The organism is Pseudomonas sp. RtIB026, from assembly GCF_016861355.2.
Classification (GTDB): domain Bacteria; phylum Pseudomonadota; class Gammaproteobacteria; order Pseudomonadales; family Pseudomonadaceae; genus Aquipseudomonas; species Aquipseudomonas peradeniyensis.
On the sequence record NZ_AP023348.2, the window covers coordinates 630,521 to 656,381 of the forward strand.

The following is a 25,861-nucleotide window of genomic DNA, read 5'->3' on the forward strand; positions in this document are numbered from 1 at the left end:
CTCCCCAATCAAATTTCTACATGGAGGAATTGATGACCAGTTTCACCGTCTCGTATGACCTTATAAACGACAAAAACTACAAGCTGTTGCTTGATGAACTCAAACGTCTCGGCGGGCATCGCTCGCAAGAATCGTTTTGGTTGGTAGCCTACAACAGCACCGCAAAAGGCTTGCATGATCACCTAAGGGGTTTCATGGACGGCGACGACAAGCTCTGGGTATCCGAGCTGACGCGCAACCATCACTACGCCCAGGCCAACGGTGGCACCAATGCCTGGATCTCGCAGAACCCACCTACCCGCTAGCTTCCAGCGGCCTTCGATTGTCACGACAACAAGCCTCGAAGGATCGAGGCTTTAGGCGCTTTGCACGTCAGCCCACCAACTAAAACGGTCCGAGCTCTAATAATTTCGAGGAAGCGATCTGAATCGCCCCTGATTTCCTAGACACCTCGGCTCCTCACAATGAGGCTTGGAATACCTAGGAAACCAGGTCTGGAAGGCTAAGTCGTTGAGAGGAGCAGACGTCCGATCTCAGGAATCACCCATCCTGAGTCTCTAATGTGGCGAATTCCGCAGAGAGCCATTTTGTTTTCCCAGTGGCCGATGTTCCTACCTCCAACAAAAAGGTCAGCCCATCGAGTTCAGGTTGTGAAAAATCGATACCGTCATCCGCTGGAGAATAACGCCGCGACGCCGACCGATGGGGGCGGTATGCGGAGAGTAGGTAGCGCCGCCCATTCGCAAGTGATGTGAAGTAGCATCCGAGACAGCCTGCAGCTGGTTTATCTGCCCAGACTTTGAAGTCGAGTTGAGCAGTCCAGGTTCCGGTAGGAACGTCCTTCCAAGAGTAGGAATTAGGCTCAAAACCTGCGTCCACAGCCCCATTGTAGCTCCATGCGCGTCGCGAGTCCGCGGCCGTGGATTTAATCGTTTCTTCCATTTACTTCCCCTTCGGTGGGCCGTGCCCGTGCCAGTTTTTGAGCCTGCTCACTCACCCACTCGCTTGTGGGCTTAAGACGTACCAGGGACGAGAACGGTGCTGCCTGTGAAGTCAGCGCCCGTCTGTTCGCTGATCCGGAGCTCGACACCCGGCTCATCCCTACTTTCGCCAACGACGGCTTTAACCTCGGATTCCTGCGCTGGTTACCAGCAACGGGCCTGGCTTCGCTACTACTCCACCGTCACCGACTTGGCCAGGTTACGCGGCTGGTCGACGTCGGTGCCCTTGAGCACGGCGACGTAGTACGACAGCAACTGCAGCGGAATGGTGTAGAGAATCGGCGCCAGCGCATCGTTGATGTGCGGCACGTTGATCACATGGGTGCCCTCGCCGTTGCTCATGCCAGCCTGCTCGTCGGCGAACACCACCAGCTCGCCGCCACGGGCGCGGACTTCCTGCAGGTTCGACTTGAGCTTCTCCAGCAGTTCGTTGTTCGGCGCCACGGTCACCACCGGCATGTCGTTGTCCACCAGCGCCAGTGGGCCATGCTTGAGCTCGCCGGCCGGGTAGGCTTCGGCGTGGATGTAGGAGATCTCCTTGAGCTTGAGCGCGCCCTCCATCGCCACCGGGTACTGGGCACCGCGGCCGAGGAACAGGGTGTGGTGCTTGTCGGCGAACAGCTCGGCGATCTTCTCGACCACGCCATCCATCGCCAGCGCTTCGCTCAGGCGGGCCGGCAGGCGACGCAGCTCGTCCACCAGCTCGGCTTCGACACCGGCTTCGAGGGTGCCGCGCACCTGGCCGAGGGCCAGGGTCAGCAGCATCAGCGACACCAGCTGGGTGGTGAAGGCCTTGGTCGAGGCGACGCCGATCTCCGGCCCGGCCAGGGTCAGCAGGGTCAGGTCGGATTCGCGCACCAGCGAGCTGATGCCCTTGTTGCAGATCGCCAGGCTGCCGAGGAAGCCCAGCTCCTTGGCATTGCGCAGGGCCGCCAGGGTGTCGGCGGTTTCGCCGGACTGCGAGATGGAGACGAACAGGGTGTCCGGCTGCACCACCACCTTGCGGTAGCGGAACTCGCTGGCCACTTCCACCTGGCAAGGGATGCCAGCCAGGCTTTCCAGCCAGTAACGGGCGACCATGCCGGCGTGATAGCTGGTGCCGCAGGCGACGATCTGCACGTTGCGGACCTTGGCGAACAGCTCGGCGGCCTGTGGGCCGAAGGCCTGGACCATCACGTGGTCCTTGCCCAGGCGCCCTTCCAGGGTGCGCTGCACCACGGTGGGCTGCTCGTGGATTTCCTTGAGCATGAAGTGGCGGTAGTTGCCCTTCTCGGCCGCTTCGGCGCCTTCGTGGTACTGCACCGTCTCGCGCTGGACCGGATGGCCGGCCTGATCCCAGACCTGCACCTGGTCACGACGAATCTCGGCGATATCGCCTTCTTCCAGGTACATGAAGCGGTCGGTGACCTGGCGCAGGGCCAGTTGGTCCGAGGCCAGGAAGTTTTCGCCAAGGCCCAGGCCGATCACCAGCGGGCTGCCGCTGCGGGCGGCGACCAGGCGGTCCGGCTGGCTGGCGCTGATCACTGCCAGACCATAGGCGCCGTGCAGGCGCTTGACCGCAGCCTTGAGCGCGTCGGTCAGGTCGGGAATGTCCTTGAGCAGGTGGTGGATCAGGTGGACGATGACTTCGGTGTCGGTCTGCGAGACGAAGACATAGCCCAGGCCCTTGAGCTCTTCACGCAGCTCTTCGTGGTTCTCGATGATGCCGTTGTGCACCACCGCCACGTCGTGCCCGGAGAAGTGCGGGTGGGCATTGGTCTCGGTCGGCGCGCCATGGGTCGCCCAACGGGTATGGGCGATGCCCAGCTGGCCGGCCAGCGGATCGGCGCTCACGGCGCCTTCCAGCTCGCTGACCTTGCCAATACGGCGACGACGCTCGAGCGCGCCTTGCTGGTTCAGGACGGCCAGGCCGGCGCTGTCATAACCACGGTATTCCAGGCGCTTGAGGCCTTCGATGAGGATGGCTGTGATATTGCGCTCGGCAACGGCACCAACGATTCCACACATAAGATGTTGCTCCTAGCTGATAGCGGCGCAGATAAGGGTGATGCCGCGGGCTTGAATCCGGTCGCGCGCCTCGGCGGGCAGGCGATCATCAGTAATCAGGGTGTTGACGCTGCCCCAGGGCAGCTCGAGGTTGGGGATCTTGCGACCGACCTTGTCCGACTCGACCATGACGATCACCTCGCGCGCCACCTCGGCCATGACCCGACTCAGCCCCAGCAGCTCGTTGAAGGTGGTGGTGCCACGCTCCAGGTCGATGCCGTCAGCACCGATGAACAGCTGGTCGAAGTCGTATGAGCGTAGTACCTGCTCGGCCACCTGGCCCTGGAAGGACTCCGAATGCGGGTCCCAGGTGCCACCGGTCATCAGCAGCACGGGCTCATGCTCCTGCTCGCTGATGGCGCGGGCCACGTGGAGCGAGTTGGTCATCACCACCAGGCCTGGCTGGCGCCCGAGCTGCGGGATCATCGCTGCCGTGGTGCTGCCACTGTCGATGATGATGCGTGCATGCTCGCGAATGCGATCGACCGCTGCCCGGGCGATAGCCTGCTTGTAGAGGGACACCGGCTGGACCGTATCGCCCAACAGCTCCTGGGGCATGGTCACCGCGCCACCGTAGCGGCGCAACAGCAGACCGTTGGCCTCCAGGGCGTGGAGATCCTTGCGGATGGTCACTTCGGAAGTTTCGAAACGCTTGGCCAGGGCATCGACGCTCACCTCGCCCTGCTCGTTGAGCAAGGCCAGGATGTTGTGGCGGCGCTGAGGGGTATTTCGTTTCGACATGTCGGCTTTAAGTTTCGATTCGAAAGATAAGTGTTGCAATCAAAACCTAAGATGGACGATTCGTCAAGTTTATCTCTGCTTCGGCACGGTCCCTGTAGGAGCGGCCTTGTGCCGCGATGGGGCGCGCAGCGGCCCCAATGGAATTCACCTTGGCACCCAATAAAAAGCCGGCTTATTCACATAAGCCGGCTTTCGATCGAAAGCGCTGTGGATAACTCAGCTCTTCTTGATCTTCTCCGGCCGCTTCCAGCCTTCGATGTTGCGCTGGCGCGCACGCGCCACGCCCAGCTGCCCGGCTTCAACCGTCTGGGTGATGGTCGAGCCCGCCGCGGTAGTGGCCCCCGCCTGGATTTCCACAGGTGCCACCAGCGAGTTGTTGGAACCGATAAACACGTCCTCGCCCATCACGGTGCGGAACTTGTTGGCGCCGTCGTAGTTGCAGGTGATGGTGCCGGCACCGATGTTGGTGCGAGCACCGACCTCGGCATCGCCCAGGTAGGTCAGGTGACCAGCCTTGGCGCCCTCGCCCAGGTGCGCGTTCTTCAGCTCGACGAAGTTACCCACATGGGCACGAGCTTCCAGGACGCTGCCCGGACGCAGACGGGCGAACGGGCCGGCATCACTGCCCTCGCCCAGCACCGCGCCTTCAAGGTGGCTGTTGGCCTTGACCACCACGCCCTTGCGCAGGGTGCTGTCCTTGATCACGCAGTTGGGGCCGATCTGCACGTCGTCCTCGATCACCACCTTGCCTTCGAGAATGACGTTGATGTCGATCAGCACGTCGCGGCCGACCGTCACCTCGCCACGTACATCGAAGCGCGCCGGATCACGCAGCGTGACGCCCTGGGCCATCAGGCGGCGGCCTTCACTCAGTTGATAGTGACGCTCGAGCTCCGCCAGCTGGCGGCGGTCGTTGGCGCCCTGCACTTCCATCGGATCGTGGGGCTGCTCGGTGGCGACCACCAGGCCATCGGCCACGGCCATGGCGATCACGTCGGTGAGGTAGTACTCGCCCTGGGCGTTGTTGTTGGACAACCGGCCCATCCAGTCGGCCAGGCGTGCGGCAGGCATGGCGAGGATGCCGGTGTTGCCTTCCTTGATCGCCTTCTGCGCTTCGCTGGCATCCTTGTGCTCGACAATCGCGGTCACGTTGCCCGCTGCATCTCGGACAATGCGGCCGTAGCCGGTCGGGTCCTGCAAGGTCACGGTGAGCAGACCGAGCTGCTGCTCGCTGACCTTGGCCAGCAGACGCTGCAGGGTCTCTACCTCGATCAGCGGCACATCGCCGTAGAGCACCAGCACGGTATCGGCGGTGATGGCCGGCAACGCCTGGGCCACGGCATGGCCGGTGCCCAGTTGCTTGTCCTGCATGACGAAGTTCAGATCGTCGGCTGCCAGGCGCTCACGTACCAGCTCGGCGCCATGGCCGATTACCACGTGAATACCTTCGGGCTGCAACTGGCGCGCGCTGTGGATAACGTGGCCAAGCATGGAATTGCCGGCGACCGGGTGCAGTACCTTCGGCAGCGCGGAGCGCATGCGGGTGCCTTGGCCTGCGGCGAGAATGACGATATCGAGGGACATTGACTGGCTACCAATCCTGGGCGGTCAGGGACGTGACCGAAGGGGAAATTCTGAAAAAGAAAAAGGGTAGCCGAGGCTACCCTTTAACTCAATCGCAACGGCGGTAAGCGGCCAAGGCCGGATTACTTGCCTTTGCGCAATTGCTGGACAGTACGCAGCTGAGCTGCAGCCTCGGCCAGACGTGCGGCAGCAGCACCGTAGTCGAAGTCCGAGCTTTTCGCGTTCAGCGCGTTCTCAGCAGCCTTGAGGGCTTCCTGAGCCTGAGCTTCGTCCAGGTCGGCAGCGCGCTGCACGGTGTCGGCAAGAACCTTGACCATGTTCGGCTGCACTTCGAGGAAGCCACCGGAGATGTAGAACACCTCACGATCGCCACCTTGCTTGGTCAGCGTGATCGGACCAGGCTTGAGATTGGTGATCAGCGGCGCGTGGCCCGGAGCGATACCAAGATCACCCAGGTTACCGTGCGCGACTACCATCTCGACCAGGCCGGAGAAGATCTCTCCTTCCGCGCTGACGATATCGCAATGGACTGTCATAGCCATCTGCTTGCCTCAACCTGATTAGCGCCCCTTGCGGGGCGCCGGGATTACAGTTTCTTGGCTTTCTCGATCGCTTCGTCGATGCTGCCGACCATGTAGAACGCTTGTTCTGGCAGGTGGTCGTAGTCACCTTTGAGGATGCCGCTGAAGCCAGCGATGGTGTCCTTGAGCGAAACGTACTTGCCTGGCGAGCCGGTGAAGACTTCGGCCACGAAGAACGGCTGCGACAGGAAGCGCTGGATCTTACGAGCGCGGGCAACCAGTTGCTTGTCGGCTTCGGACAGCTCGTCCATACCCAGGATCGCGATGATGTCCTTCAGCTCTTTGTAACGCTGCAGAACATACTGAACGCCACGAGCGGTCTCGTAGTGCTCGGTGCCGATCACGTTCGGGTCCAGCTGGCGCGAAGTCGAGTCCAGTGGGTCGACCGCTGGGTAGATACCCAGGGAAGCGATGTCACGGGACAGAACGACGGTGGCGTCCAGGTGGGCGAAGGTGGTCGCTGGCGACGGGTCGGTCAGGTCGTCCGCAGGTACGTATACGGCCTGGACGGAGGTGATCGAACCTTCTTTGGTCGAAGTGATACGCTCTTGCAGAACGCCCATCTCTTCGGCCAGGGTCGGCTGGTAACCTACTGCCGAAGGCATACGGCCCAGCAGTGCGGATACTTCGGTACCGGCCAGGGTGTAACGATAGATGTTGTCGACGAACAGCAGAACGTCGTTACCTTCGTCACGGAACTTCTCAGCCATGGTCAGGCCGGTCAGCGCTACGCGCAGACGGTTTCCTGGTGGCTCGTTCATCTGACCGTAGACCAGCGCTACCTTGTCGAGAACGTTGGAGTCCTTCATCTCGTGGTAGAAGTCGTTACCCTCACGAGTACGCTCACCCACACCAGCGAACACGGAATAACCGCTGTGTTCCATGGCGATGTTACGGATCAGTTCCATCATGTTCACGGTCTTGCCGACGCCGGCACCACCGAACAGACCAACCTTACCACCCTTGGCGAACGGGCAGACCAGGTCGATAACCTTGATACCGGTTTCCAGCAGGTCGTTGCCGCCCGCCTGGTCGGAGAACGAAGGCGCTGGCTGGTGGATACCGCGACGCTCTTCTTCGCCGATTGGACCGGCTTCGTCGATCGGGTTGCCCAGGACGTCCATGATACGGCCCAGGGTTGCCTTGCCGACAGGTACCGAGATGGCAGCCTTGGTGTCGACGACATCCAGACCGCGCTTCAGACCTTCGGTCGAGCCCATCGCAATGGTACGAACCACGCCGTCGCCCAGCTGCTGCTGAACTTCCAGGGTGGTTTCCGCGCCTTGTACTTTCAGCGCGTTGTAAACACTCGGCACGGCATCACGTGGGAATTCCACGTCGATGACGGCGCCGATGATTTGAACGATACGTCCGCTACTCATAGCTGGATCCTCTGAATTTTTGAACCGTTAAACCGCGGCAGCGCCGCCGACGATTTCCGAGATCTCCTGGGTGATCGCAGCCTGACGCGCCTTGTTGTAGATCAACTGAAGCTCTTTGATCAAATCACCGGCGTTGTCTGTGGCGTTTTTCATGGCGATCATCCGGGCCGCTTGTTCAGCAGCGTTGTTCTCGACCACCGCCTGGTAGACCTGCGACTCCACGTAACGCACCATCAAGCCGTCCAGCAGCTCTTTTGCGTCGGGTTCGTACAGGTAGTCCCAGTGGTGCTTGAGTTCCTGATCCGGGGTTGCCACCAACGGTACCAATTGCTCGACCGTCGGTTTTTGGGTCATGGTGTTGATGAACTTGTTCGAAACCACCGAGAGGCGATCGATGCGGCCGTCCAGGTAGGCGTCCAGCATCACCTTGACGGAGCCGATCAGATCGTTGATCGATGGCTCTTCGCCCAGGTGGCTGATCGCGGCTACGACGTTGCCGCCAAAGATGCGGAAGAAAGTCGCACCCTTGCTGCCGATCACGCACAGGTCGATTTCAACGCCCTGTTCGCGGTTTTCGTTCATGTCCTTGACCAGGGCCTTGAACAGGTTGGTGTTCAAGCCACCGCACAGACCACGGTCACTGCTCACCACGATATAACCGGCGCGCTTTACAGGGCGCTCGATCATGAACGGGTGGCGGTATTCCGGGTTGGCGTTGGCCAGATGACCGATCACCTGGCGGATACGCTCCGCGTAAGGACGGCTAGCAGCCATGCGCATTTGTGCCTTGCGCATCTTGCTGACCGCCACTTTCTCCATGGCGCTGGTAATTTTTTGCGTGCTTTTGATGCTCGCAATCTTACTGCGAATCTCTTTTGCGCCTGCCATGTATCACCTATCAGGTTAGCAAGCGGGGGCCGGAGCCCCCGCTGCGGCTTACCAGGTCTGGGTGGCCTTGAACTTCTCGATACCGGCTTTCATGCCAGCGTCGATTTCGTCGTTGAAGTCACCCTTCACGTTGATCTTCGCCATCAGTTCGGCGTGATCACGGTTGAAGTAGGCGATCAGCGCTTGCTCGAAGCTGCCAACCTTGGAGACTTCTACGTCGGTCAGGAAACCACGCTCAGCGGCGTACAGCGACAGGGCCATGTCGGCGATCGACATTGGCGCGTACTGCTTCTGCTTCATCAGCTCGGTAACGCGCTGACCATGCTCCAGCTGCTTGCGGGTAGCCTCGTCCAGGTCCGAAGCGAACTGGGCGAAGGCCGCCAGTTCACGGTACTGGGCCAGGGCGGTACGAATACCACCGGACAGCTTCTTGATGATCTTGGTCTGGGCGGCACCACCAACACGGGATACCGACACACCGGCGTTAACGGCAGGACGGATGCCTGCGTTGAACATGGCCGATTCCAGGAAGATCTGACCGTCGGTGATCGAGATCACGTTGGTCGGAACGAACGCGGAAACGTCGCCAGCCTGGGTTTCGATGATCGGCAGAGCGGTCAGCGAGCCAGTCTTGCCGGTTACGGCACCGTTGGTGAACTTCTCGACGTACTCTTCGGAAACGCGCGATGCACGCTCCAGCAGACGGGAGTGGAGATAGAACACGTCGCCTGGGTACGCTTCACGTCCTGGTGGACGGCGCAGCAGCAGGGAGATCTGACGGTAGGCAACGGCCTGCTTGGACAGGTCATCGTAAACGATCAGGGCGTCTTCACCGCGGTCACGGAAGAACTCGCCCATGGTGCAGCCGGCGTACGGGGCCAGGAACTGCAGTGCGGCGGATTCCGAGGCACTGGCAACGACCACGATGGTGTTGGCCAGGGCGCCAGCTTCTTCCAGCTTGCGAACGATGTTGGCAACGGTGGAACGCTTCTGGCCGACTGCAACATAAACACAGAAAATACCGGAGTCTTTCTGGTTGATGATGGCGTCGATGGCCATGGCGGTCTTGCCGATCTGACGGTCACCGATGATCAGCTCGCGCTGGCCACGGCCGACAGGGATCATGGCGTCGACGGACTTGTAGCCAGTCTGTACAGGCTGGTCTACCGACTTACGCCAGATCACGCCTGGAGCTACTTTCTCGACCGCGTCGGTCTGGGTGTTGCCCAGAGGACCTTTGCCGTCGATCGGGTTACCCAGTGCGTCGACGACGCGACCCAGCAGTTCCTTACCAACCGGAACTTCCAGGATACGGCCGGTGCACTTGGCGCTCATGCCTTCGGCGAGGGTGTCATAGGCACCCAGGATCACTGCACCTACGGAGTCTTGCTCCAGGTTCAGGGCCATGCCGAATACGCTGCCAGGGAACTCGATCATTTCGCCGTACATGACGTCGGCCAGACCGTGGATCCGCACGATGCCGTCGGAAACCGAAACGACGGTACCTTCGTTACGGGCTTGGGAGCCGACATCGAGGTTGTCGATGCGGCCCTTGATGATTTCACTAATTTCGGAAGGATTGAGTTGCTGCATTGCTCTGCTGCCCCTTCAAACTCAAGATTTCAAGGCTTCGGCCAGTTTCGCGATCTTGCCGCGAACCGAACCGTCGATTACCAGGTCGCCAGCGCGGATGACGACGCCGCCGATCAGGCTGGCATCCTCCGACGCGTGCAGGCGCACTTCCTGGCCTAACCGTGCACTGAGAACCTTGGCGAGTTTGTCTTGCTGTTCTTGGTTCAACGCAAAAGCACTGGTGACTTCCACGTCCACGGACTTCTCTTGCTCGGCCTTGTACAGGTCGAACAGAGTCGAAATCTCCGGCAGAAGCAGGAGACGTTCGTTTTCCGCGGCAACATGAATGAAATTCTGTGCCTTGGCGTCAAACTTGTCACCGCACACTTCAATGAATGCGGCGGCCTTTTCTGCGCTAGTCAGTTGCGGGGCCTTGAGCAGGCGCTGCATGGTGTCGTCTTGCGACACCGCAGCAGCCAGGCCGAGCATGGCTGACCAATTGGCCAGTTGCTGATGGGCCTGGGCATGCTCGAAGGCAGCCTTAGCGTAAGGTCGGGCCAACGTGGTCAGTTCTGCCATGATCGCCCTCGCTTAAATTTCAGCGGCCAGTTTGTTAACCAGCTCCGCATGCGCGTTTTGATCGATTGTGGCGCCAAGGATCTTTTCAGCACCGCCAACGGCCAGGGCACCCACTTGGGCACGCAGGGCGTCTTTGACGCTGTTCAGTTCCTGTTCGATCTCGGCTTGAGCCTGAGCCTTCACACGGTCAGCTTCGACGCGAGCCTGTTCACGGGCTTCCTCGACAAGCTGAGCAGCGCGTTTCTTGCTTTGCTCAATGATTTCGGCTGCCTGTGCCTTCGCTTCACGCAGTTGCTGACCCGCTTTCTCTTGGGCCAGCTCCAGGTCGCGAGCTGCGCGGTTGGCAGCGTCCAAGCCGTCGGCAATCTTCTTTTGGCGCTCTTGCAGGGCAGTGATGACCGGAGGCCATACGTACTTCATGCAGAAGAGTACAAAAATCAGAAAAGCAACGGATTGGCCAATCAGGGTTGCATTAATGTTCACGCCAACACCTCGCTCGGTCTTTGTCCATCACACCAATCAACTCGTAGGAACGAGTGATTAGCCGGCGATCTGACCAACGAAGGGGTTCGCGAAGGTGAAGAACAGAGCGATACCAACACCGATCATGGTTACGGCGTCGAGCAGACCGGCAACGATGAACATTTTGACCTGCAGCATCGGAACCATTTCTGGCTGGCGAGCAGCGCCTTCCAGGAACTTGCCGCCCAGCAGGCCGAAACCAATGGCGGTACCCAGAGCACCCAGGCCGATCAGCAGAGCAACAGCGATAGCGGTCAGACCAACTACAGTTTCCATCTTTCCTCCCGACTTTTACGTCGTATTGGTTAGGTTTTTAGTTTGAAGCGGTAAAACAAATCGTTTGGTACAGCATGCCCTTGCGGACTTTTTAAGCCCTCCCCCCAAACGGGCGGGGAAGGCTATCAGACACGCCAGGCGGTCTTAATGGTTATCTTCGTGAGCCATCGACAGGTAGACGATGGTCAGCATCATGAAGATGAAAGCTTGCAGGGTGATGATCAGGATGTGGAACACAGCCCACGCCCACTGCAGCACCACACCCAGGCCGCTCAGCCACAGCAGGCCGGAGCCGAACATCACGGCGATCAGGATGAACACCAGCTCGCCGGCGTACATGTTGCCGAACAGACGCAGTGCCAGCGAGATCGGCTTGGCGATCAGGGTGACGAACTCGAGCAGGAAGTTGACCGGGATCAGCAGGATCTGCACGAAGATGTTCTTGCTGCCGAACGGGTGCAGGGTCAGCTCGCCGATGAAGCCACCCAGGCCCTTGACCTTGATGCTGTAGAAGATGATCAGGGCGAACACGCAGAAGGCCATGGCCAGGGTCGCGTTCGGGTCGGTGGTTGGCACCGCACGGAAGACGAGGTGCGGGTCACCGGAGATCCAGGCCGCCGCTTTCGGAATCCAGTCGACCGGCACCAGGTCGATGGCGTTCATCATGAACACCCAGACGAAAATGGTCAGTGCCAGCGGGGCGATCACCGGGCTACGGCCGTGGAAGGAGTCCTTCACGCTGCCGTTGACGAAGTCGACCAGCACTTCAACGAAGTTCTGCAGACCGCCAGGTTGGCCGGAAGTCGCCTTCTTGGCCGCCATGCGGAAGATGAACAGGAAGATCAGACCCAGCGCGACGGACCAGCCCAGGGTGTCCACGTGGAACGCCCAGAAGCCCATTGCCTTGGCTTCTGCAGCCGAATGGGCGAAGCCCCAGCTGCCGTCTGGTAGTTGACCGTAGGTCAGGTTCTGCAAGTGGTGCTGGATATAACCCGAAGCGGTTTCTTCTGCCATGGTTGCCTCAAACGCCCTAAGGTCTCGAAAGTCTTTTATTCATCAGCAGGGGCGCGAACCAGCTGACCAAAAGGGTCAGCACGAAGACGCCGAATACTGCCAACGGCGCCAATGGCTTCACTCCTGCGAAGGTCAGTGCAAACAGCACTGCCGTCAAAATCATCTTGCCTGCCTCGCCCGCGTAGAACGACTTGACGATGGCCTGCGCCGCCCGGGCTCCGCTGAAGCGAAAAGCCTTCCAGGCGAAATACACATTGGGCAGCCAGGCAATCAACCCTCCGCAGAGGCCTGAATATCCACTGACCGCCCCTTTCCACTGCCACAACACCAGCGTTGCCAGCAGCAGGACGACAAATTGAGCCAGCAGTACCGGAAAAACCGCCCAGCGATGGAAAGGCAGGCGGTTTGGCGTGCGGATTTCCATCACAACTGCTCCTCTAAAGTCGACCGCCTAGTCAGCAATGACTTGGCATAATTTGTGCCGACAAAATGCGCGCAGAGTATAGGGGTGGATTAACCCCTATTCAACTCTTCGGTAGTGATTTCCGACTGCGCGCTACAACAGGAATTGTTTCAGCGGATGTGAGCAAGCACGCCCTGCAACTCGTCAAGGGAGTTATAGCGAATAACCAACTGACCTTTGCCCTTGTTGCCATGGCGAATTTGTACCGCCGAGCCCAGGCGCTCTGCCAGACGCTGTTCGAGACGGGCAATGTCCGGATCAGGTTTGCTCGCCTCGACCGGCTCAGGTTTGCCATTGAGCCACTGGCGCACCAGTGCCTCGGTCTGGCGCACGGTGAGCCCGCGTGCGACAACATGACGCGCCCCTTCTTCCTGGCGATCTTCCTCGAGGCCGAGCAAGGCGCGGGCATGGCCCATCTCCAGGTCGCCGTGGGCGAGCATGGTCTTGATCGCCTCCGGCAGCGAGATCAGGCGCAGCAGGTTGGCCACGGTTACCCGCGACTTGCCGACGGCGTCCGCCACCTGCTGCTGGGTCAGCTCGAACTCCTGCTGCAGGCGCTGCAGGGCGAGCGCCTCTTCCAGCGGGTTGAGGTCCTCGCGCTGGATGTTCTCGATCAGCGCCATGGCGATGGCGGCTTCGTCGGGCACTTCGCGCACCATCGCCGGAACGGTGTCCAGGCCGGCCTGCTGGGTGGCGCGCCAGCGCCGCTCACCGGCGATGATCTCGTAGCGGTTGTCGCCGATCGGGCGCACCACGATCGGTTGCATCACGCCATGGGTGCGGATCGAGTGCGCCAGTTCTTCCAGCGCCTCGGGATCCATGTCGCGGCGCGGCTGGTACTTGCCGCGCTGGATCAGCTCGACCGGCAGGTGTTGCAGTTCCTTCTGGTCGATCTTGACAGCCTGCGCCTCGAGCGCGCTGACGGAAGGACCACTGAGCAGTGCATCCAACCCACGTCCGAGACCGCGTTTCTTGATGGCCATGCGGATTCCTTAAGTTGTCTGTGCAATGCGTGATGGACGGCGCTGACGGCGAACCAGTTCCCCGGCCAGCGCCAGATAAGCGAGCGCGCCGCGGGATTGCTTGTCGTAGGCCAGGGCCGGCATGCCGAAGCTCGGCGCCTCGGCCAGGCGGATGTTGCGCGGGATCACCGTGTCGTACAACTGGTCGCCGAAGTGCTCCTTGAGCTGCGCCGATACATCGTTGTTCAGGCTCAGGCGCGGGTCGTACATGGTCCGCAGCAGGCCTTCGATCTTCAGCTCCGGGTTCAACCGGGCAGCGATGCGCTTGATGTTATCCACAAGGTCGCTGAGACCTTCCAGCGCGTAGTACTCGCACTGCATGGGGATGATCACGCCATCGGAGGCGACCAGGGCGTTGAGCGTCAGCATCGACAGCGACGGTGGGCAGTCGATGAGGATGTAGTCGTAGTTCTCGCGGATCGGCGCCAGCGCGTTGCGCAGGCGGCTCTCCTTCATCTGCATTTCCAGCAGGACCACCTCGGCGGCGGTCAGGTCGCGGTTGGCCGGCAACAGCTGGTAACCGCCGTGCTCGGAGTAGTGCATGGCCTGGGCCAGGTCGCATTCCCCGATCAGCAGGTCGTACACCGAGTGCTCGAGCTCGTGTTTATCCACACCGCTGCCCATGGTGGCGTTGCCCTGTGGATCGAGGTCGATCAGCAGCACGCGACGCTTGGTCGCGGCCAGCGATGCGGCGAGATTGATGCAGGTGGTGGTCTTGCCCACACCACCCTTCTGGTTCGCGATTGCGAATACCTTAGCCATTGTTGCGTGTGTTCCCAGTCATGCCTTGCGGCGCAGTATCAGCAGATGGCGCTGGCCCTGGCAACCTGGAACGGTCAGGGCCTGCTCGCTTTCCACTGTGAAGTCTGCGGGCAATGCTACCAGTTCGTCGGCAGGATGCAGCCCCTTCATTGCAAGCCATTGCGTGCGGGCGTCACCCAGGTGGCGGGTCCAGTTGGTGAAATTCTCCATGCTGCTGAACGCTCGGGAAACGATCCCGCAGAACGGCTGCTCGGGCTGGACCTCTTCCACCCGGCTGTGGATAACCGTGAGGTTGTCCAGTTTCAGTTCCATCTTCACCTGGGTGAGGAAACGGGTCTTCTTGCCGTTGCTGTCCAGCACCGTCACCTGTTTGTGCGGATGCAGGATGGCCAGCGGAATACCCGGCATGCCGCCGCCGCTGCCGACATCCAGCCAGCGCTGGGTGTCATTGTGGATAAACGGCATGACACTCAGGCTGTCGAGCAGGTGGCGCGAGACCATCTCGTCCGGGTCGCGCACCGCGGTCAGGTTGTAGGCCTTGTTCCATTTGATCAACAGGGCCAGGTAGCCCAGCAGCAACTCATGCTGCTGCGCGCTCAGCTCGACACCAAGCTGGCGCGCACCTGTGGACAACTCTTCGGCGTGTTGCGGGGTGACCGGGGAACTCAAGCGCTTTGCTCCAATTCGCGGCCTGCGCCGCGCTTTTTCAAGTGAATCAGCAACAGGGAAATCGCCGCCGGGGTGACACCCGGAATGCGCGAAGCCTGGCCCAGGGTCTCCGGGCGGGTCTGCTCGAGCTTGCCCTGGATCTCCTTGGACAGGCCGGAAATCGTGGTGTAGTCGATATCCACAGGCAGGCGCGTGTCTTCGCTGGCGCGCAGCCGGGCGATCTCGTCCTGTTGGCGGTCGATGTAACCGGCGTACTTGGTCTTGATCTCGACCTGCTCGGCAACCTGTGGATCGATCACTTCACCGCCGGTCGCCTCGATCAAGCCAGCGTAGTCGACTTCCGGACGGGCGAGCAGGTTGAGCAGGCTGTATTCATGGGCCAGCGGCGTGCCGAACTTATCCACAACAGCTTGGCCCTGCGGCGTACCCGGACGAACCCAGGTGCTCTTCAGGCGCTGTTCTTCACGCTCGATGCCTTCGCGCTTGGCGCAGAACGCAGCCCAGCGCTGGTCGTCGACCAGACCCAGTTCGCGGCCTTTCTCGGTCAGGCGCAGGTCGGCGTTGTCTTCGCGCAGGATCAACCGGTACTCGGCACGTGACGTGAACATGCGGTACGGCTCCTGGGTCCCCAGGGTGATCAGGTCGTCGACCAGCACGCCGATGTAGGCCTCGTCGCGGCGCGGGCACCAGCTTTCACGGCCCTGGGCACGCAGCGCGGCATTGGTCCCGGCCAGCAGGCCCTGGGCGCCGGCCTCTTCGTAACCGGTGGTGCCGTTGATCTGGCCGGCGAAGAACAGGCCGCCGATGACCTTGGTCTCGAGGCTGTACTTCAGGTCGCGCGGGTCGAAGTAGTCGTACTCGATGGCATAGCCCGGACGGACGATGTGGGCGTTTTCCATGCCGCGGATCGAGCGGACGATCTCCAGCTGCACGTCGAACGGCAGCGAAGTGGAAATACCGTTGGGGTACAGCTCGTGGGTGGTCAGGCCTTCCGGCTCGATGAACACCTGGTGGCTTTCCTTGTCGGCGAAGCGATGGATCTTGTCCTCGATCGACGGGCAGTAGCGCGGGCCGATGCCTTCGATCACGCCGGAGTACATCGGCGAACGGTCGAGGTTCGAGGCGATGATCTCGTGGGTGCGGGCGTTGGTGTGGGTAATCCAGCAGCTCACCTGGCGCGGATGCATTTCGGCATTGCCCATGAACGACATCACCGGGATCGGCGTGTCGCCCGGTTGTTCGGTCATCACCGAGAAGTCCACGGAACGGCCATCGATGCGCGGCGGCGTGCCGGTCTTCAGCCGGCCGACGCGCAGCGGCAGTTCACGCATGCGCTGGGCCAGGGCGTTGGCGGGTGGATCGCCGGCGCGACCACCGGAGTAGTTCTGCAGACCAATGTGGATAAGTCCGCCGAGGAAGGTGCCGCTGGTCAGGACCACGGAGTCGGCGAAGAAGCGCAGGCCCATTTGCGTGACCACGCCCTTGACCTGGTCCTGCTCGACGATCAGGTCATCGCAGGACTGCTGGAATATCCACAGGTTCGGCTGGTTTTCCAGGATTTCGCGCACCACCGCCTTGTAGATGGCGCGGTCGGCCTGCGCACGGGTGGCGCGTACGGCCGGGCCCTTGCGGTTGTTCAGGATGCGGAACTGGATGCCGCTCTTGTCGGTGGCCAGCGCCATGGCGCCGCCGAGCGCATCGATTTCCTTGACCAGGTGGCTCTTGCCGATGCCGCCGATGGCCGGGTTGCAACTCATGTGACCGAGGGTTTCCACGTTGTGGGTCAGCAGCAGGGTTTTCACACCCATGCGTGCGGACGCAAGCGCAGCCTCGGTACCGGCATGGCCGCCGCCGATGACGATCACTTCAAAACGGGAAGGGAAATCCACCACGCACCTCGTGCCTGTTTTTGCGAATAGAGAAGGTAAGCGGACAAGTATAGGGACTTACCGCCCTTCAAAGAAACCTTCTGAGCAAAAAATGAGCAGGCTGTGGATGAGTGGCAGGCAAAAGAAAACAAAGAGGAAAAATTTAAAAAAGCTTTGTTTTTATGTTTATGTTTAGGGCCCATCCTGTCTGTGCATAAGTCTTTCAAGGCCACAGAATACGGCATGTACAGAGAATCAAAACCCTGTGTCGAAACGGGCCTGTGGGCTCTGGATAGCGCTGTTTAACCTGTGGATGAATGTGCCTGTTACCCACAGGGCGGTTTGTCCTCAGAAAAAAAGCCCGGTTATCAACGGAGCTGAGGCCGAGTTTTCCACAGAGCTCCCGAGTCAGGACTTTAATCTGTGGATGACGTCGTGGGAGCGAGCTTGCCTCGCGAAGCAGGCTTACAGATTTGGCAACGGCTGCACCGGTGTTCGTGGGTCAAGCCCGCTCCCACAAACCTGAATCACAGGCAAAAAAAAAGCCGCTCCAGACTGGAGCGGCCTTGTTATCGAAGGGCTGTGGACTATTTGCCGATGCAGAAGCTCGAGAAAATTCTGCCAAGCAGGTCGTCCGAACTGAACGCCCCGGTGATTTCACCCAGCGCCTGCTGTGCCTGGCGCAGATCCTCCGCCAACAGCTCTCCGGCGCCAGCCAGGGTCAGCTGCGCACGACCATGCTCCAGGTGCTCACTGGCCTGGCGCAGCGCTTCCAGGTGCCGGCGACGGGCGCTGAAGCTGCTCTCCGCGGTCTGTTCATACCCCATGCAGGCCTTGAGGTGGTCACGTAGCAGGTCCAGCCCCATGTCGTCTTCGCGGGCACTCAGGGTAATGGTTACATGCCCATCGTCACTCTGCTCCATGCCGACACGTTCACCACTCAAGTCGGCCTTGTTACGGATGAGCGTGACCTTTGCCACATCTGGTCGTTGATCCAGGAATTCCGGCCACAGCGCAAAGGGATCACTGGCTTCCGGTGCGGTCGAGTCGACGACCAGCAGCACCCGATCAGCCTCGCCGATGGCCTTGAGCGCCCTTTCCACCCCGATCTTTTCAACATGGTCATCGGTATCGCGCAGACCGGCGGTGTCGACCACATGCAACGGCATGCCATCGATGTGGATATGTTCGCGCAGGATGTCCCGGGTGGTGCCGGCGATATCGGTGACGATCGCCGCCTCGCGTCCGGCGAGCTGGTTGAGCAGGCTCGATTTGCCGGCGTTCGGCCGACCGGCGATGACCACCGTCATGCCGTCACGCAACAGGGCACCCTGCCCGGCCTCACGCTGCACTGTGGACAACTCGCTGCGCACGTCATCGAGCATGCGCAACACATGGCCGTCAGCGAGGAAGTCGATTTCTTCCTCAGGGAAGTCAATTGCGGCCTCGACGTAGATGCGCAAGGCAATCAGCGCTTCGGTCAGCCCATGCACGCGCTTGGAGAACGCTCCTTGCAACGAACGCAGGGCATTACGGGCAGCTTGCGTGGAGCTGGCTTCGATCAGGTCAGCGATGGCTTCGGCCTGGGCCAGGTCGAGCTTGTCGTTGAGGAACGCACGCTCGCTGAACTCGCCCGGGCGTGCCAACCGGCAGCCCAGTTGCAGGCAACGCTGCAGCAGCATGTCCATGACCACCGGCCCCCCGTGGCCCTGCAGCTCCAGCACGTCTTCGCCAGTGAACGAGTTCGGCCCGGGGAAGAACAGCGCGATGCCTTCGTCCAGGACCAGGCCATCGGCATCGCGGAACGGGCCGTAGTGGGCATGGCGCGGGGTCAGCGTGCGGCCGGTGATGGCCTGCCCGGCCTGGCTGGCCAGCGGCCCGGACAAGCGGACGATGCCGACCCCACCGCGGCCCTGGGCGGTAGCGATGGCGGCAATGGTTTCACGCACAGTGTTCATGCTCGAAAGCCTCTACAACGAATTCGTCAGATAGCAAAAACGCCCCACTAGGGGGCGTTTTTATTCACAGGCAAACAGGCTTGCCCGTCAAGCGGCAGCTTTCTTGGTCGCTGCCTCGATGCTGCGGGTGATGTACCACTGCTGTGCGATCGACAGGCAGTTGTTCACAACCCAGTACAGCACCAGACCGGCCGGGAACCACAGGAAGAAGAAGGTGAAGATGATCGGCATCATTTTCATCACCTTGGCCTGCATCGGATCCGGCGGGGTCGGGTTCAGACGCTGCTGGATGAACATGGTGGCGCCCATGATGATCGGCAGGATGAAGAACGGATCCTTGATCGACAGGTCGGTGATCCACAGCATCCACGGTGCCTGGCGCATCTCTACGCTTTCCAGCAGTACCCAGTACAGGGCCAGGAACACCGGCATCTGTACCAGGATCGGCAGGCAGCCGCCCAGCGGGTTGATCTTCTCTTTCTTGTACAGCTCCATCATCGCCTGGGACATCTTCTGGCGATCGTCACCGAAGCGTTCCTTGAGCTGGGCCAGTTTCGGCGCCACGGCACGCATGCGCGCCATCGAGCGGTAGCTGGCGGCCGACAGCGGGAAGAACAGGCCTTTGATCAGCATGGTCAGGACAATGATCGACCAGCCCCAGTTGCCGAGCAGGCTGTGGATATGTTGCAGCAGCCAGAAGATCGGCTGGGCGATGAACCACAGGAAGCCGTAGTCGACGGTCAATTCCAGGCCTGGGGACAGTTCCTTGAGCTTGGACTGGATCTTGGGACCGGCATACAGCATCGCGCTGGTTTCGACCTTGCCGCCGGCAGGGACGTCAAGCGCAGGGCCGGTGAAGCCGATGATGTAGTTGCCCTGGCTGTCCTTGCGGGTCTGGACGGCGTTGTTGTCCGACTTGCTCGGGATCCAGGCGGTCACGAAGTAGTGCTGCAGCCAGGCGACCCAGCCGCCGGTCACATTTTCTTTCAAATTGCCCTTGTCGATGTCTTTCATCGACACTTTCTTGTACGGCTCGGAAGCTGTCCACAGGGCGGCGCCCAGGTAGGTGGCCGTACCGGTGGCAGTGCTCGACGACGGATCGGAGCTGGCGTCGCGCTTGAGCTGGGCAAACATGTTGCCGCTCCAGGCCTGGCCGCTCTGGTTGTCGATCAGGTAGCTGACGGTCAGGTCGTACTCACCGCGCTTGAGGCTGAAGCGCTTGATGTAGTTGACGCCGTTCTCGCTGAACTTCAGGTCGACGGACAGTTGGTCCTGACCGTCGGCAAGCTGGAAGCTCTTCTGTTCGGCGGCGTACAGCGGGCGACCCGTGGAGCGGGCGTCCGGGCCGTTGGTGCCGGTCAGGCCGCTCTGGGCCAGGTACACGCGCTCGCTGCCGTTGTCGAACAGCTGGAACGGAATGTCCGGATGGTCCTGGCGACGTGGGTACTTCGGCAGGTTCAGCTGGACGATGTCACCACCGACCGGGTCGATAGCCAGGTCCAGGACATCGGTCTTGATCCGGATCAGGTCCTTGCTGACCGCGACCGGCGCCAGTTCAGCAGGGCTGGATTCAGCATTGGCGCTCGGCACATCGGCGCTTGCACCGGAGTTGCCGGCCGGCACGGTGTCCGGCAGGGCCGGGGCAGCATTGCTGGCAGCAGCATTCTGAGTCGGCAGGGCAGCCTGGCCATAGTCCTGGTTCCACTTGAGGACCATGACATAGGACACGATTGCCAGGGCGACGATCAGGATCGTGCGTTTAATATCCATGATTACTCGGCTATCGAAGAAGTTCGGGAGGAAGGAGCAGGTGGAACGGGATCGAAACCGCCGTCGTTCCACGGATGACAACGCCCCAGGCGACGAACGGCCAGCCACCCACCACGCAAGAGGCCATGGTTTTCGATGGCTTCATAGGCGTAACAGGAACAGCTGGGATAGAAACGACAGTGACTGGCCATCAGTGGACTGATGGCATAACGGTAGAACTGGATCGGAACGAGGGCCAGTTTACGCATTGTGACTGTCTACCCCTGCGGAATCGGCGACCGCTGGAGAGGGCCGACTGCGGACCAGTCGCTTCCAGAGCTTGCCAAAGTGTTGGTGCAATTCTGGGTTTTCCACTTCGCCCAACCCCTTGCGTGCAACGATCACGATATCCAGCCCAGCCAGCATTTGCTGGTTCAGGCGGAACGAATCGCGCATCAGGCGTTTCAGGCGATTGCGTTGAACGGCGAGCTTGACGCTCTTCTTGCCGATCACCAGGCCGAGGCGTGGATGATCGAGGCCGTTCTCGCGGGCAAGGATAAGCAGGTTTTTCCCTGGAACCTTGCCGGTTGGGGAGTCGAAGACCGCTTTGAAGTGCCGGGGTGTAAGCAGTCGCTTGTCCCGACTGAAGTCCTGACTCACCACCTGTACCGAAAAATCAAATGGCCAGACGCTTACGGCCTTTGGCACGGCGACGCGACAGAACGGCACGGCCGTTCTTGGTAGCCATACGGGCACGGAAACCGTGGGTGCGGGCGCGCTTGATGGTGCTTGGTTGGAAAGTACGTTTCATGGCGTGTTACCTGGGTTGGTCGACAACGGGCCGGAAGGGCCCCCTTTTTAAGAGATCGGCGATTCTAGAGAAAGCAAGGCGATAGGTCAATTTCCAACCAGCCTTTCCTTATGGAAGGTCGAGGCAGGTCGATGGGTGCTACATCGACCTGGCTGACCTGAAAGCGGGCAAATCAAAAAAACAGAAGAGGCATATAAAAAGCTTTTCTGAAGAACTTATAGATCTTAGGTGGATAACCTTCTGTGGATAACCTATTTGAGCCCTTTAACTGCGGGCTGTACAGAAAACCATAACCTTGTCGGTAAGGGGTGTTCTGTCTGTGCCTGGGGTGAGGAAAACCTGTGGGGGAAAAGGGTGTTTATCCACAGTTGATTTATCCACAGATCAGAACCCAGGGTTGTGCATAGCCCACAGGCGCTGTTATCCACAGGGCTTATCAACAGTGCATGAGTGGTGTTCGAGTCGTTTTTTGGCGGATTTACCCTGATAGTGGGTGGCGTCACGTGTGGATAACTGACCGCCCGCCCGGTACAATGGCGGTTTGTTTTTGCCTCATCCGGCTTTCAACTCAGGGGATATCCGTGTCAGTGGAACTTTGGCAGCAGTGCGTGGAGCTTCTGCGCGATGAGCTGCCTGCCCAGCAATTCAACACCTGGATCCGCCCGCTACAGGTCGAAGCCGAAGGCGACGAGTTGCGCGTCTATGCGCCCAACCGCTTCGTGCTCGACTGGGTCAATGAAAAGTACCTTGGCCGCCTGCTCGAACTGCTGGGTGAACAGGGCAGCGGTATCGCTCCCGCCCTTTCCTTATTAATAGGCAGCCGTCGCAGCTCCGCAGCCCGTGCCGCTCCCAACGCCCCTGTCAGTGCCGCCGTCGCGGCAACCCTTGCGCAACAGGCGCAGGTGCAGCAGGCAGCGCCGGTGCTCGAGCCTGTCACTGCACCTGTGGTGGAGCCGGCGCAGGTTGCCGAAGTCGAAGAACCCTCTTCGCGCGACAGCTTTGACAGCATGGCCGAGATCGCGACCGCTCCGGTTGCCAGTGGGCGTACCGAGCAGCGTACGGTGCAGGTCGAGGGTGCCCTGAAGCACACCAGCTACCTGAACCGCACGTTCACTTTCGAAACCTTCGTCGAAGGCAAGTCGAACCAGCTGGCCCGGGCCGCAGCCTGGCAGGTTGCCGACAACCCCAAGCACGGCTACAACCCACTGTTCCTTTATGGTGGCGTCGGCCTGGGTAAGACGCACTTGATGCACGCTGTGGGTAACCACCTGCTGAAGAAGAACCCGAACGCCAAGGTGGTCTACCTGCATTCTGAGCGTTTCGTCGCCGACATGGTCAAGGCGCTGCAGCTGAACGCGATCAACGAATTCAAACGCTTCTACCGTTCGGTCGATGCGTTGCTCATCGATGACATCCAGTTCTTCGCCCGCAAGGAGCGTTCCCAGGAAGAGTTTTTCCACACCTTCAACGCCCTGCTCGAGGGCGGCCAGCAGGTGATCCTCACCAGCGACCGCTACCCGAAGGAGATCGAAGGCCTGGAAGAGCGCCTGAAGTCCCGCTTCGGCTGGGGCCTGACGGTGGCCGTCGAGCCGCCGGAGCTGGAAACCCGCGTGGCGATCCTGATGAAGAAGGCCGACCAGGCCAAGGTCGAGCTGCCGCACGATGCCGCGTTCTTCATCGCCCAGCGTATCCGCTCCAACGTGCGTGAGCTCGAAGGCGCCCTGAAGCGGGTGATTGCCCACTCGCACTTCATGGGCCGCGACATCACCATCGAGCTGATCCGTGAATCGCTCAAGGATCTTTTGGCGCTGCAGGACAAGCTGGTCAGTGTGGATAACATCCAGCGCACCGTGGCCGAGTACTACAAGATCAAGATCTCCGATCTGCTGTCCAAGCGGCGGTCGCGCTCCGTTGCGCGACCACGTCAGGTGGCCATGGCGTTATCGAAAGAGCTGACCAACCACAGTCTGCCGGAGATCGGTGACATGTTCGGCGGCCGCGACCACACCACCGTGCTGCACGCCTGCCGCAAGATCAACGAATTGAAGGAATCCGACGCGGACATCCGCGAGGACTACAAGAACCTGCTGCGCACGCTGACGACCTGATGGCCGTCTGCGCAGCTAATTGAAGGCAAGGGACTAGACCATGCATTTCACCATTCAACGCGAAGCCCTGTTGAAACCCCTGCAACTGGTCGCAGGCGTCGTCGAGCGCCGCCAGACCTTGCCGGTCCTGTCCAACGTCCTGCTGGTCGTGCAAGGCCAGCAGCTGTCGTTGACCGGTACCGACCTGGAAGTCGAACTGGTTGGCCGCGTCCAGCTGGAAGAGCCTGCGGAGCCGGGCGAGATCACTGTTCCGGCGCGCAAGCTGATGGACATCTGCAAGAGCCTGCCCAGCGATGTGCTGATCGACATCAAGGTCGACGAGCAGAAGCTGCTGGTCAAGGCTGGTCGCAGCCGTTTCACCCTGTCCACCCTGCCGGCCAATGACTTCCCGACCGTGGAAGAAGGCCCGGGTTCGCTGACCTGCAACCTGGAACAGAGCAAGCTGCGCCGCCTGATCGAGCGCACCAGCTTCGCCATGGCCCAGCAGGATGTGCGCTACTACCTCAACGGCATGCTGCTGGAAGTGTCCACCGACACCCTGCGCGCCGTCGCCACCGATGGCCACCGTCTGGCGCTGTGCGCCATGCAGGCACCGATCGGCCAGGCTGAGCGCCACCAGGTTATCGTGCCACGCAAGGGTATCCTCGAGCTGGCGCGCCTGCTCACCGATCCGGAAGGCATGGTCAGCATCGTCCTGGGCCAGCATCACATTCGCGCCACCACCGGCGAGTTCACCTTCACCTCCAAGCTGGTCGACGGCAAGTTCCCGGACTACGAGCGCGTCCTGCCCAAGGGCGGCGACAAGCTGGTGATCGGTGACCGCCAGGCGCTGCGCGAGGCGTTCAGCCGTACCGCGATCCTGTCCAACGAGAAGTACCGCGGCATCCGTCTGCAACTGGCCGCCGGCCAGCTGAAGATCCAGGCCAACAACCCGGAGCAGGAAGAAGCGGAAGAAGAGATCAGCGTCGACTATAACGGCAGCTCGTTGGAGATCGGTTTCAACGTCAGCTACCTGCTGGACGTGCTGGGTGTCATGACCACTGAACAGGTTCGCCTGATTCTGTCCGACTCCAACAGCAGCGCCTTGCTGCAGGAAGCCGGCAATGACGACTCGTCCTACGTTGTCATGCCGATGCGTCTGTAAGCCATAGCAGGCGACATGTCCCTTCGACGTCTCTCGGTCACCGCGGTGCGCAACCTGCACCCGGTGACCCTCTCACCCTCCCCCCGCATCAACATCCTTTACGGCGCCAACGGCAGTGGCAAGACCAGCGTGCTCGAAGCCGTGCACCTGCTGGGGCTCGCCCGCTCGTTCCGCAGCACCCGGTTGAACCCGGTGATTCAGTACGAGCAGCCGACCTGTACCGTATTCGGTCAGGTCGAACTGGCCGAAGGTGGTACCAGCAACCTGGGTGTTTCACGGGAGCGGCAGGGTGATTTCACCATCCGTATCGACGGCCAGAATGCGCGCAGTGCCGCGCAACTGGCCGAGATGTTGCCCCTGCAACTGATCAACCCGGACAGTTTCCGCCTGCTTGAAGGTGCGCCCAAGGTGCGCCGGCAGTTTCTCGACTGGGGCGTGTTCCACGTGGAACCTCGCTTCATGGCGACCTGGCAGCGCCTGCAGAAGGCCTTGCGGCAGCGGAACTCATGGCTGCGGCATGGTACACTTGATGCCGTTTCGCAAGCCGCCTGGGATCGGGAGTTATGTCTCGCCAGTGCGGAAATAGATGAATACCGTCGCAACTACATCAAGGCCTTGAAGCCTGTCTTCGAGCGTACCCTGAGCGAGCTGGTCGAACTGGACGGGCTGACCCTGAGCTACTACCGAGGCTGGGACAAGGACCGGGAACTCAACGAAGTCCTCGCAACCTCTCTCCTTCGCGATCAGCAGATGGGCCATACCCAGGCCGGGCCACAGCGTGCTGATCTGCGCCTGCGATTGGGCGCGAACAACGCGGCCGACATCCTCTCGCGCGGGCAGCAGAAGCTGGTGGTCTGTGCCCTGCGCATTGCCCAGGGACATCTGGTCAGCCAGGTTCGTCGCGGTCAGTGTATTTATCTGGTGGATGACCTGCCGTCCGAGTTGGACGAGCAGCACCGCCGCGCCCTGTGCCGCTTGCTTGAAGAATTGAACTGCCAGGTGTTCATCACCTGTGTAGACCACGAATTTCTGAGGGAAGGCTGGCAGACGGAAACGCCAGTCGCCTTGTTCCACGTGGAACAAGGCCGTATCACCCAGACCCACGACCATCGGGAGTGAAG

Annotated in this window: 25 protein-coding genes; 4 read left to right on the forward strand and 21 right to left on the reverse strand. The window is 60.8% G+C overall.

Annotated features, from left to right (window positions below):
* Window positions 1-32 precede the first annotated feature (32 nt).
* On the forward strand, window positions 33-305 hold the full coding sequence (locus PRtIB026_RS02830; protein ID WP_203649282.1) for a hypothetical protein: 273 nt from the start codon (window positions 33-35) through the stop codon (window positions 303-305).
* An 867-nt stretch (window positions 306-1,172) separates the two neighbouring features.
* Here the strand turns inward: PRtIB026_RS02830 and glmS are convergent.
* From glmS to rpmH, 21 genes are all read right to left on the reverse strand, one after another.
* On the reverse strand, window positions 1,173-3,008 hold the full coding sequence (glmS, locus tag PRtIB026_RS02835) for a glutamine--fructose-6-phosphate transaminase (isomerizing) (protein ID WP_203649280.1): 1,836 nt from the start codon (window positions 3,006-3,008) through the stop codon (window positions 1,173-1,175).
* A 12-nt stretch (window positions 3,009-3,020) separates the two neighbouring features.
* Complete coding sequence (locus PRtIB026_RS02840) at window positions 3,021-3,788, reverse strand: DeoR/GlpR family DNA-binding transcription regulator (protein ID WP_254463966.1); 768 nt, start codon at window positions 3,786-3,788, stop codon at window positions 3,021-3,023.
* 216 nt (window positions 3,789-4,004) lie between these two features.
* Window positions 4,005-5,372 (reverse strand): bifunctional UDP-N-acetylglucosamine diphosphorylase/glucosamine-1-phosphate N-acetyltransferase GlmU, encoded by a 1,368-nt coding sequence (glmU, locus tag PRtIB026_RS02845; protein WP_203649278.1) that lies wholly within the window; start codon window positions 5,370-5,372, stop codon window positions 4,005-4,007.
* Between the two features lie 122 nt (window positions 5,373-5,494).
* Window positions 5,495-5,914: a F0F1 ATP synthase subunit epsilon gene (locus tag PRtIB026_RS02850; protein ID WP_011536500.1), complete on the reverse strand. Its 420-nt coding sequence runs from the start codon at window positions 5,912-5,914 to the stop codon at window positions 5,495-5,497.
* A gap of 44 nt (window positions 5,915-5,958) precedes the next feature.
* Window positions 5,959-7,335, reverse strand: a complete 1,377-nt coding sequence (gene atpD, locus PRtIB026_RS02855; RefSeq protein ID WP_028690019.1) for a F0F1 ATP synthase subunit beta — start codon at window positions 7,333-7,335, stop codon at window positions 5,959-5,961.
* A 27-nt stretch (window positions 7,336-7,362) separates the two neighbouring features.
* Entirely contained in the window at window positions 7,363-8,223 is an 861-nt protein-coding gene (gene atpG / locus PRtIB026_RS02860) for a F0F1 ATP synthase subunit gamma (protein ID WP_028690020.1), read from the reverse strand.
* 48 nt (window positions 8,224-8,271) lie between these two features.
* The gene (atpA, locus tag PRtIB026_RS02865; RefSeq protein ID WP_038707082.1) at window positions 8,272-9,816 is read right to left on the reverse strand and encodes a F0F1 ATP synthase subunit alpha; all 1,545 of its coding nucleotides are present in this window, start codon (window positions 9,814-9,816) and stop codon (window positions 8,272-8,274) included.
* A gap of 21 nt (window positions 9,817-9,837) precedes the next feature.
* Window positions 9,838-10,374, reverse strand: a complete 537-nt coding sequence (locus PRtIB026_RS02870) for a F0F1 ATP synthase subunit delta (RefSeq protein ID WP_023628561.1) — start codon at window positions 10,372-10,374, stop codon at window positions 9,838-9,840.
* Window positions 10,375-10,386: 12 nt separating this feature from the next.
* The gene (locus PRtIB026_RS02875) at window positions 10,387-10,857 is read right to left on the reverse strand and encodes a F0F1 ATP synthase subunit B (protein WP_023383136.1); all 471 of its coding nucleotides are present in this window, start codon (window positions 10,855-10,857) and stop codon (window positions 10,387-10,389) included.
* 57 nt (window positions 10,858-10,914) lie between these two features.
* Window positions 10,915-11,172 (reverse strand): F0F1 ATP synthase subunit C, encoded by a 258-nt coding sequence (gene atpE, locus PRtIB026_RS02880; protein WP_003097235.1) that lies wholly within the window; start codon window positions 11,170-11,172, stop codon window positions 10,915-10,917.
* Between the two features lie 144 nt (window positions 11,173-11,316).
* Complete coding sequence (gene atpB / locus PRtIB026_RS02885; protein WP_046857652.1) at window positions 11,317-12,186, reverse strand: F0F1 ATP synthase subunit A; 870 nt, start codon at window positions 12,184-12,186, stop codon at window positions 11,317-11,319.
* A gap of 16 nt (window positions 12,187-12,202) precedes the next feature.
* Window positions 12,203-12,610, reverse strand: a complete 408-nt coding sequence (locus PRtIB026_RS02890; RefSeq protein ID WP_008092225.1) for a F0F1 ATP synthase subunit I — start codon at window positions 12,608-12,610, stop codon at window positions 12,203-12,205.
* Window positions 12,611-12,759: 149 nt separating this feature from the next.
* A complete protein-coding gene (locus PRtIB026_RS02895; RefSeq protein WP_110736140.1) occupies window positions 12,760-13,632 on the reverse strand; it encodes a ParB/RepB/Spo0J family partition protein in 873 nt (290 codons plus the stop codon).
* Window positions 13,633-13,641: 9 nt separating this feature from the next.
* Complete coding sequence (locus PRtIB026_RS02900; protein ID WP_011536509.1) at window positions 13,642-14,433, reverse strand: ParA family protein; 792 nt, start codon at window positions 14,431-14,433, stop codon at window positions 13,642-13,644.
* 18 nt (window positions 14,434-14,451) lie between these two features.
* Entirely contained in the window at window positions 14,452-15,102 is a 651-nt protein-coding gene (rsmG, locus tag PRtIB026_RS02905; RefSeq protein ID WP_203649276.1) for a 16S rRNA (guanine(527)-N(7))-methyltransferase RsmG, read from the reverse strand.
* Window positions 15,099-16,991 (reverse strand): tRNA uridine-5-carboxymethylaminomethyl(34) synthesis enzyme MnmG, encoded by a 1,893-nt coding sequence (mnmG, locus tag PRtIB026_RS02910; protein ID WP_203649274.1) that lies wholly within the window; start codon window positions 16,989-16,991, stop codon window positions 15,099-15,101. The genes rsmG and mnmG overlap by 4 nt, the downstream gene beginning before the upstream one ends.
* A gap of 566 nt (window positions 16,992-17,557) precedes the next feature.
* The gene (gene mnmE, locus PRtIB026_RS02915) at window positions 17,558-18,928 is read right to left on the reverse strand and encodes a tRNA uridine-5-carboxymethylaminomethyl(34) synthesis GTPase MnmE (protein WP_232855431.1); all 1,371 of its coding nucleotides are present in this window, start codon (window positions 18,926-18,928) and stop codon (window positions 17,558-17,560) included.
* Between the two features lie 87 nt (window positions 18,929-19,015).
* On the reverse strand, window positions 19,016-20,698 hold the full coding sequence (gene yidC / locus PRtIB026_RS02920; protein WP_267813545.1) for a membrane protein insertase YidC: 1,683 nt from the start codon (window positions 20,696-20,698) through the stop codon (window positions 19,016-19,018).
* A 2-nt stretch (window positions 20,699-20,700) separates the two neighbouring features.
* Window positions 20,701-20,946, reverse strand: a complete 246-nt coding sequence (gene yidD / locus PRtIB026_RS02925) for a membrane protein insertion efficiency factor YidD (RefSeq protein WP_011536514.1) — start codon at window positions 20,944-20,946, stop codon at window positions 20,701-20,703.
* Entirely contained in the window at window positions 20,939-21,340 is a 402-nt protein-coding gene (gene rnpA / locus PRtIB026_RS02930; protein WP_011536515.1) for a ribonuclease P protein component, read from the reverse strand. Before rnpA ends, yidD begins: the two co-directional genes overlap by 8 nt.
* A 13-nt stretch (window positions 21,341-21,353) precedes the next feature.
* Window positions 21,354-21,488 (reverse strand): 50S ribosomal protein L34, encoded by a 135-nt coding sequence (gene rpmH / locus PRtIB026_RS02935; protein ID WP_003253163.1) that lies wholly within the window; start codon window positions 21,486-21,488, stop codon window positions 21,354-21,356.
* A gap of 581 nt (window positions 21,489-22,069) precedes the next feature.
* Between rpmH and dnaA the strand changes: the two genes are divergently transcribed.
* Genes dnaA through recF form a run of 3 tightly spaced genes read left to right on the forward strand, consistent with a single transcriptional unit; the run spans window position 22,070 to window position 25,859 of the window.
* Window positions 22,070-23,596, forward strand: a complete 1,527-nt coding sequence (gene dnaA, locus PRtIB026_RS02940) for a chromosomal replication initiator protein DnaA (protein ID WP_203649266.1) — start codon at window positions 22,070-22,072, stop codon at window positions 23,594-23,596.
* A gap of 40 nt (window positions 23,597-23,636) precedes the next feature.
* Window positions 23,637-24,740, forward strand: a complete 1,104-nt coding sequence (gene dnaN, locus PRtIB026_RS02945; RefSeq protein WP_050707605.1) for a DNA polymerase III subunit beta — start codon at window positions 23,637-23,639, stop codon at window positions 24,738-24,740.
* 15 nt (window positions 24,741-24,755) lie between these two features.
* Complete coding sequence (gene recF / locus PRtIB026_RS02950; protein ID WP_028690032.1) at window positions 24,756-25,859, forward strand: DNA replication/repair protein RecF; 1,104 nt, start codon at window positions 24,756-24,758, stop codon at window positions 25,857-25,859.
* Window positions 25,860-25,861 lie beyond the last annotated feature (2 nt).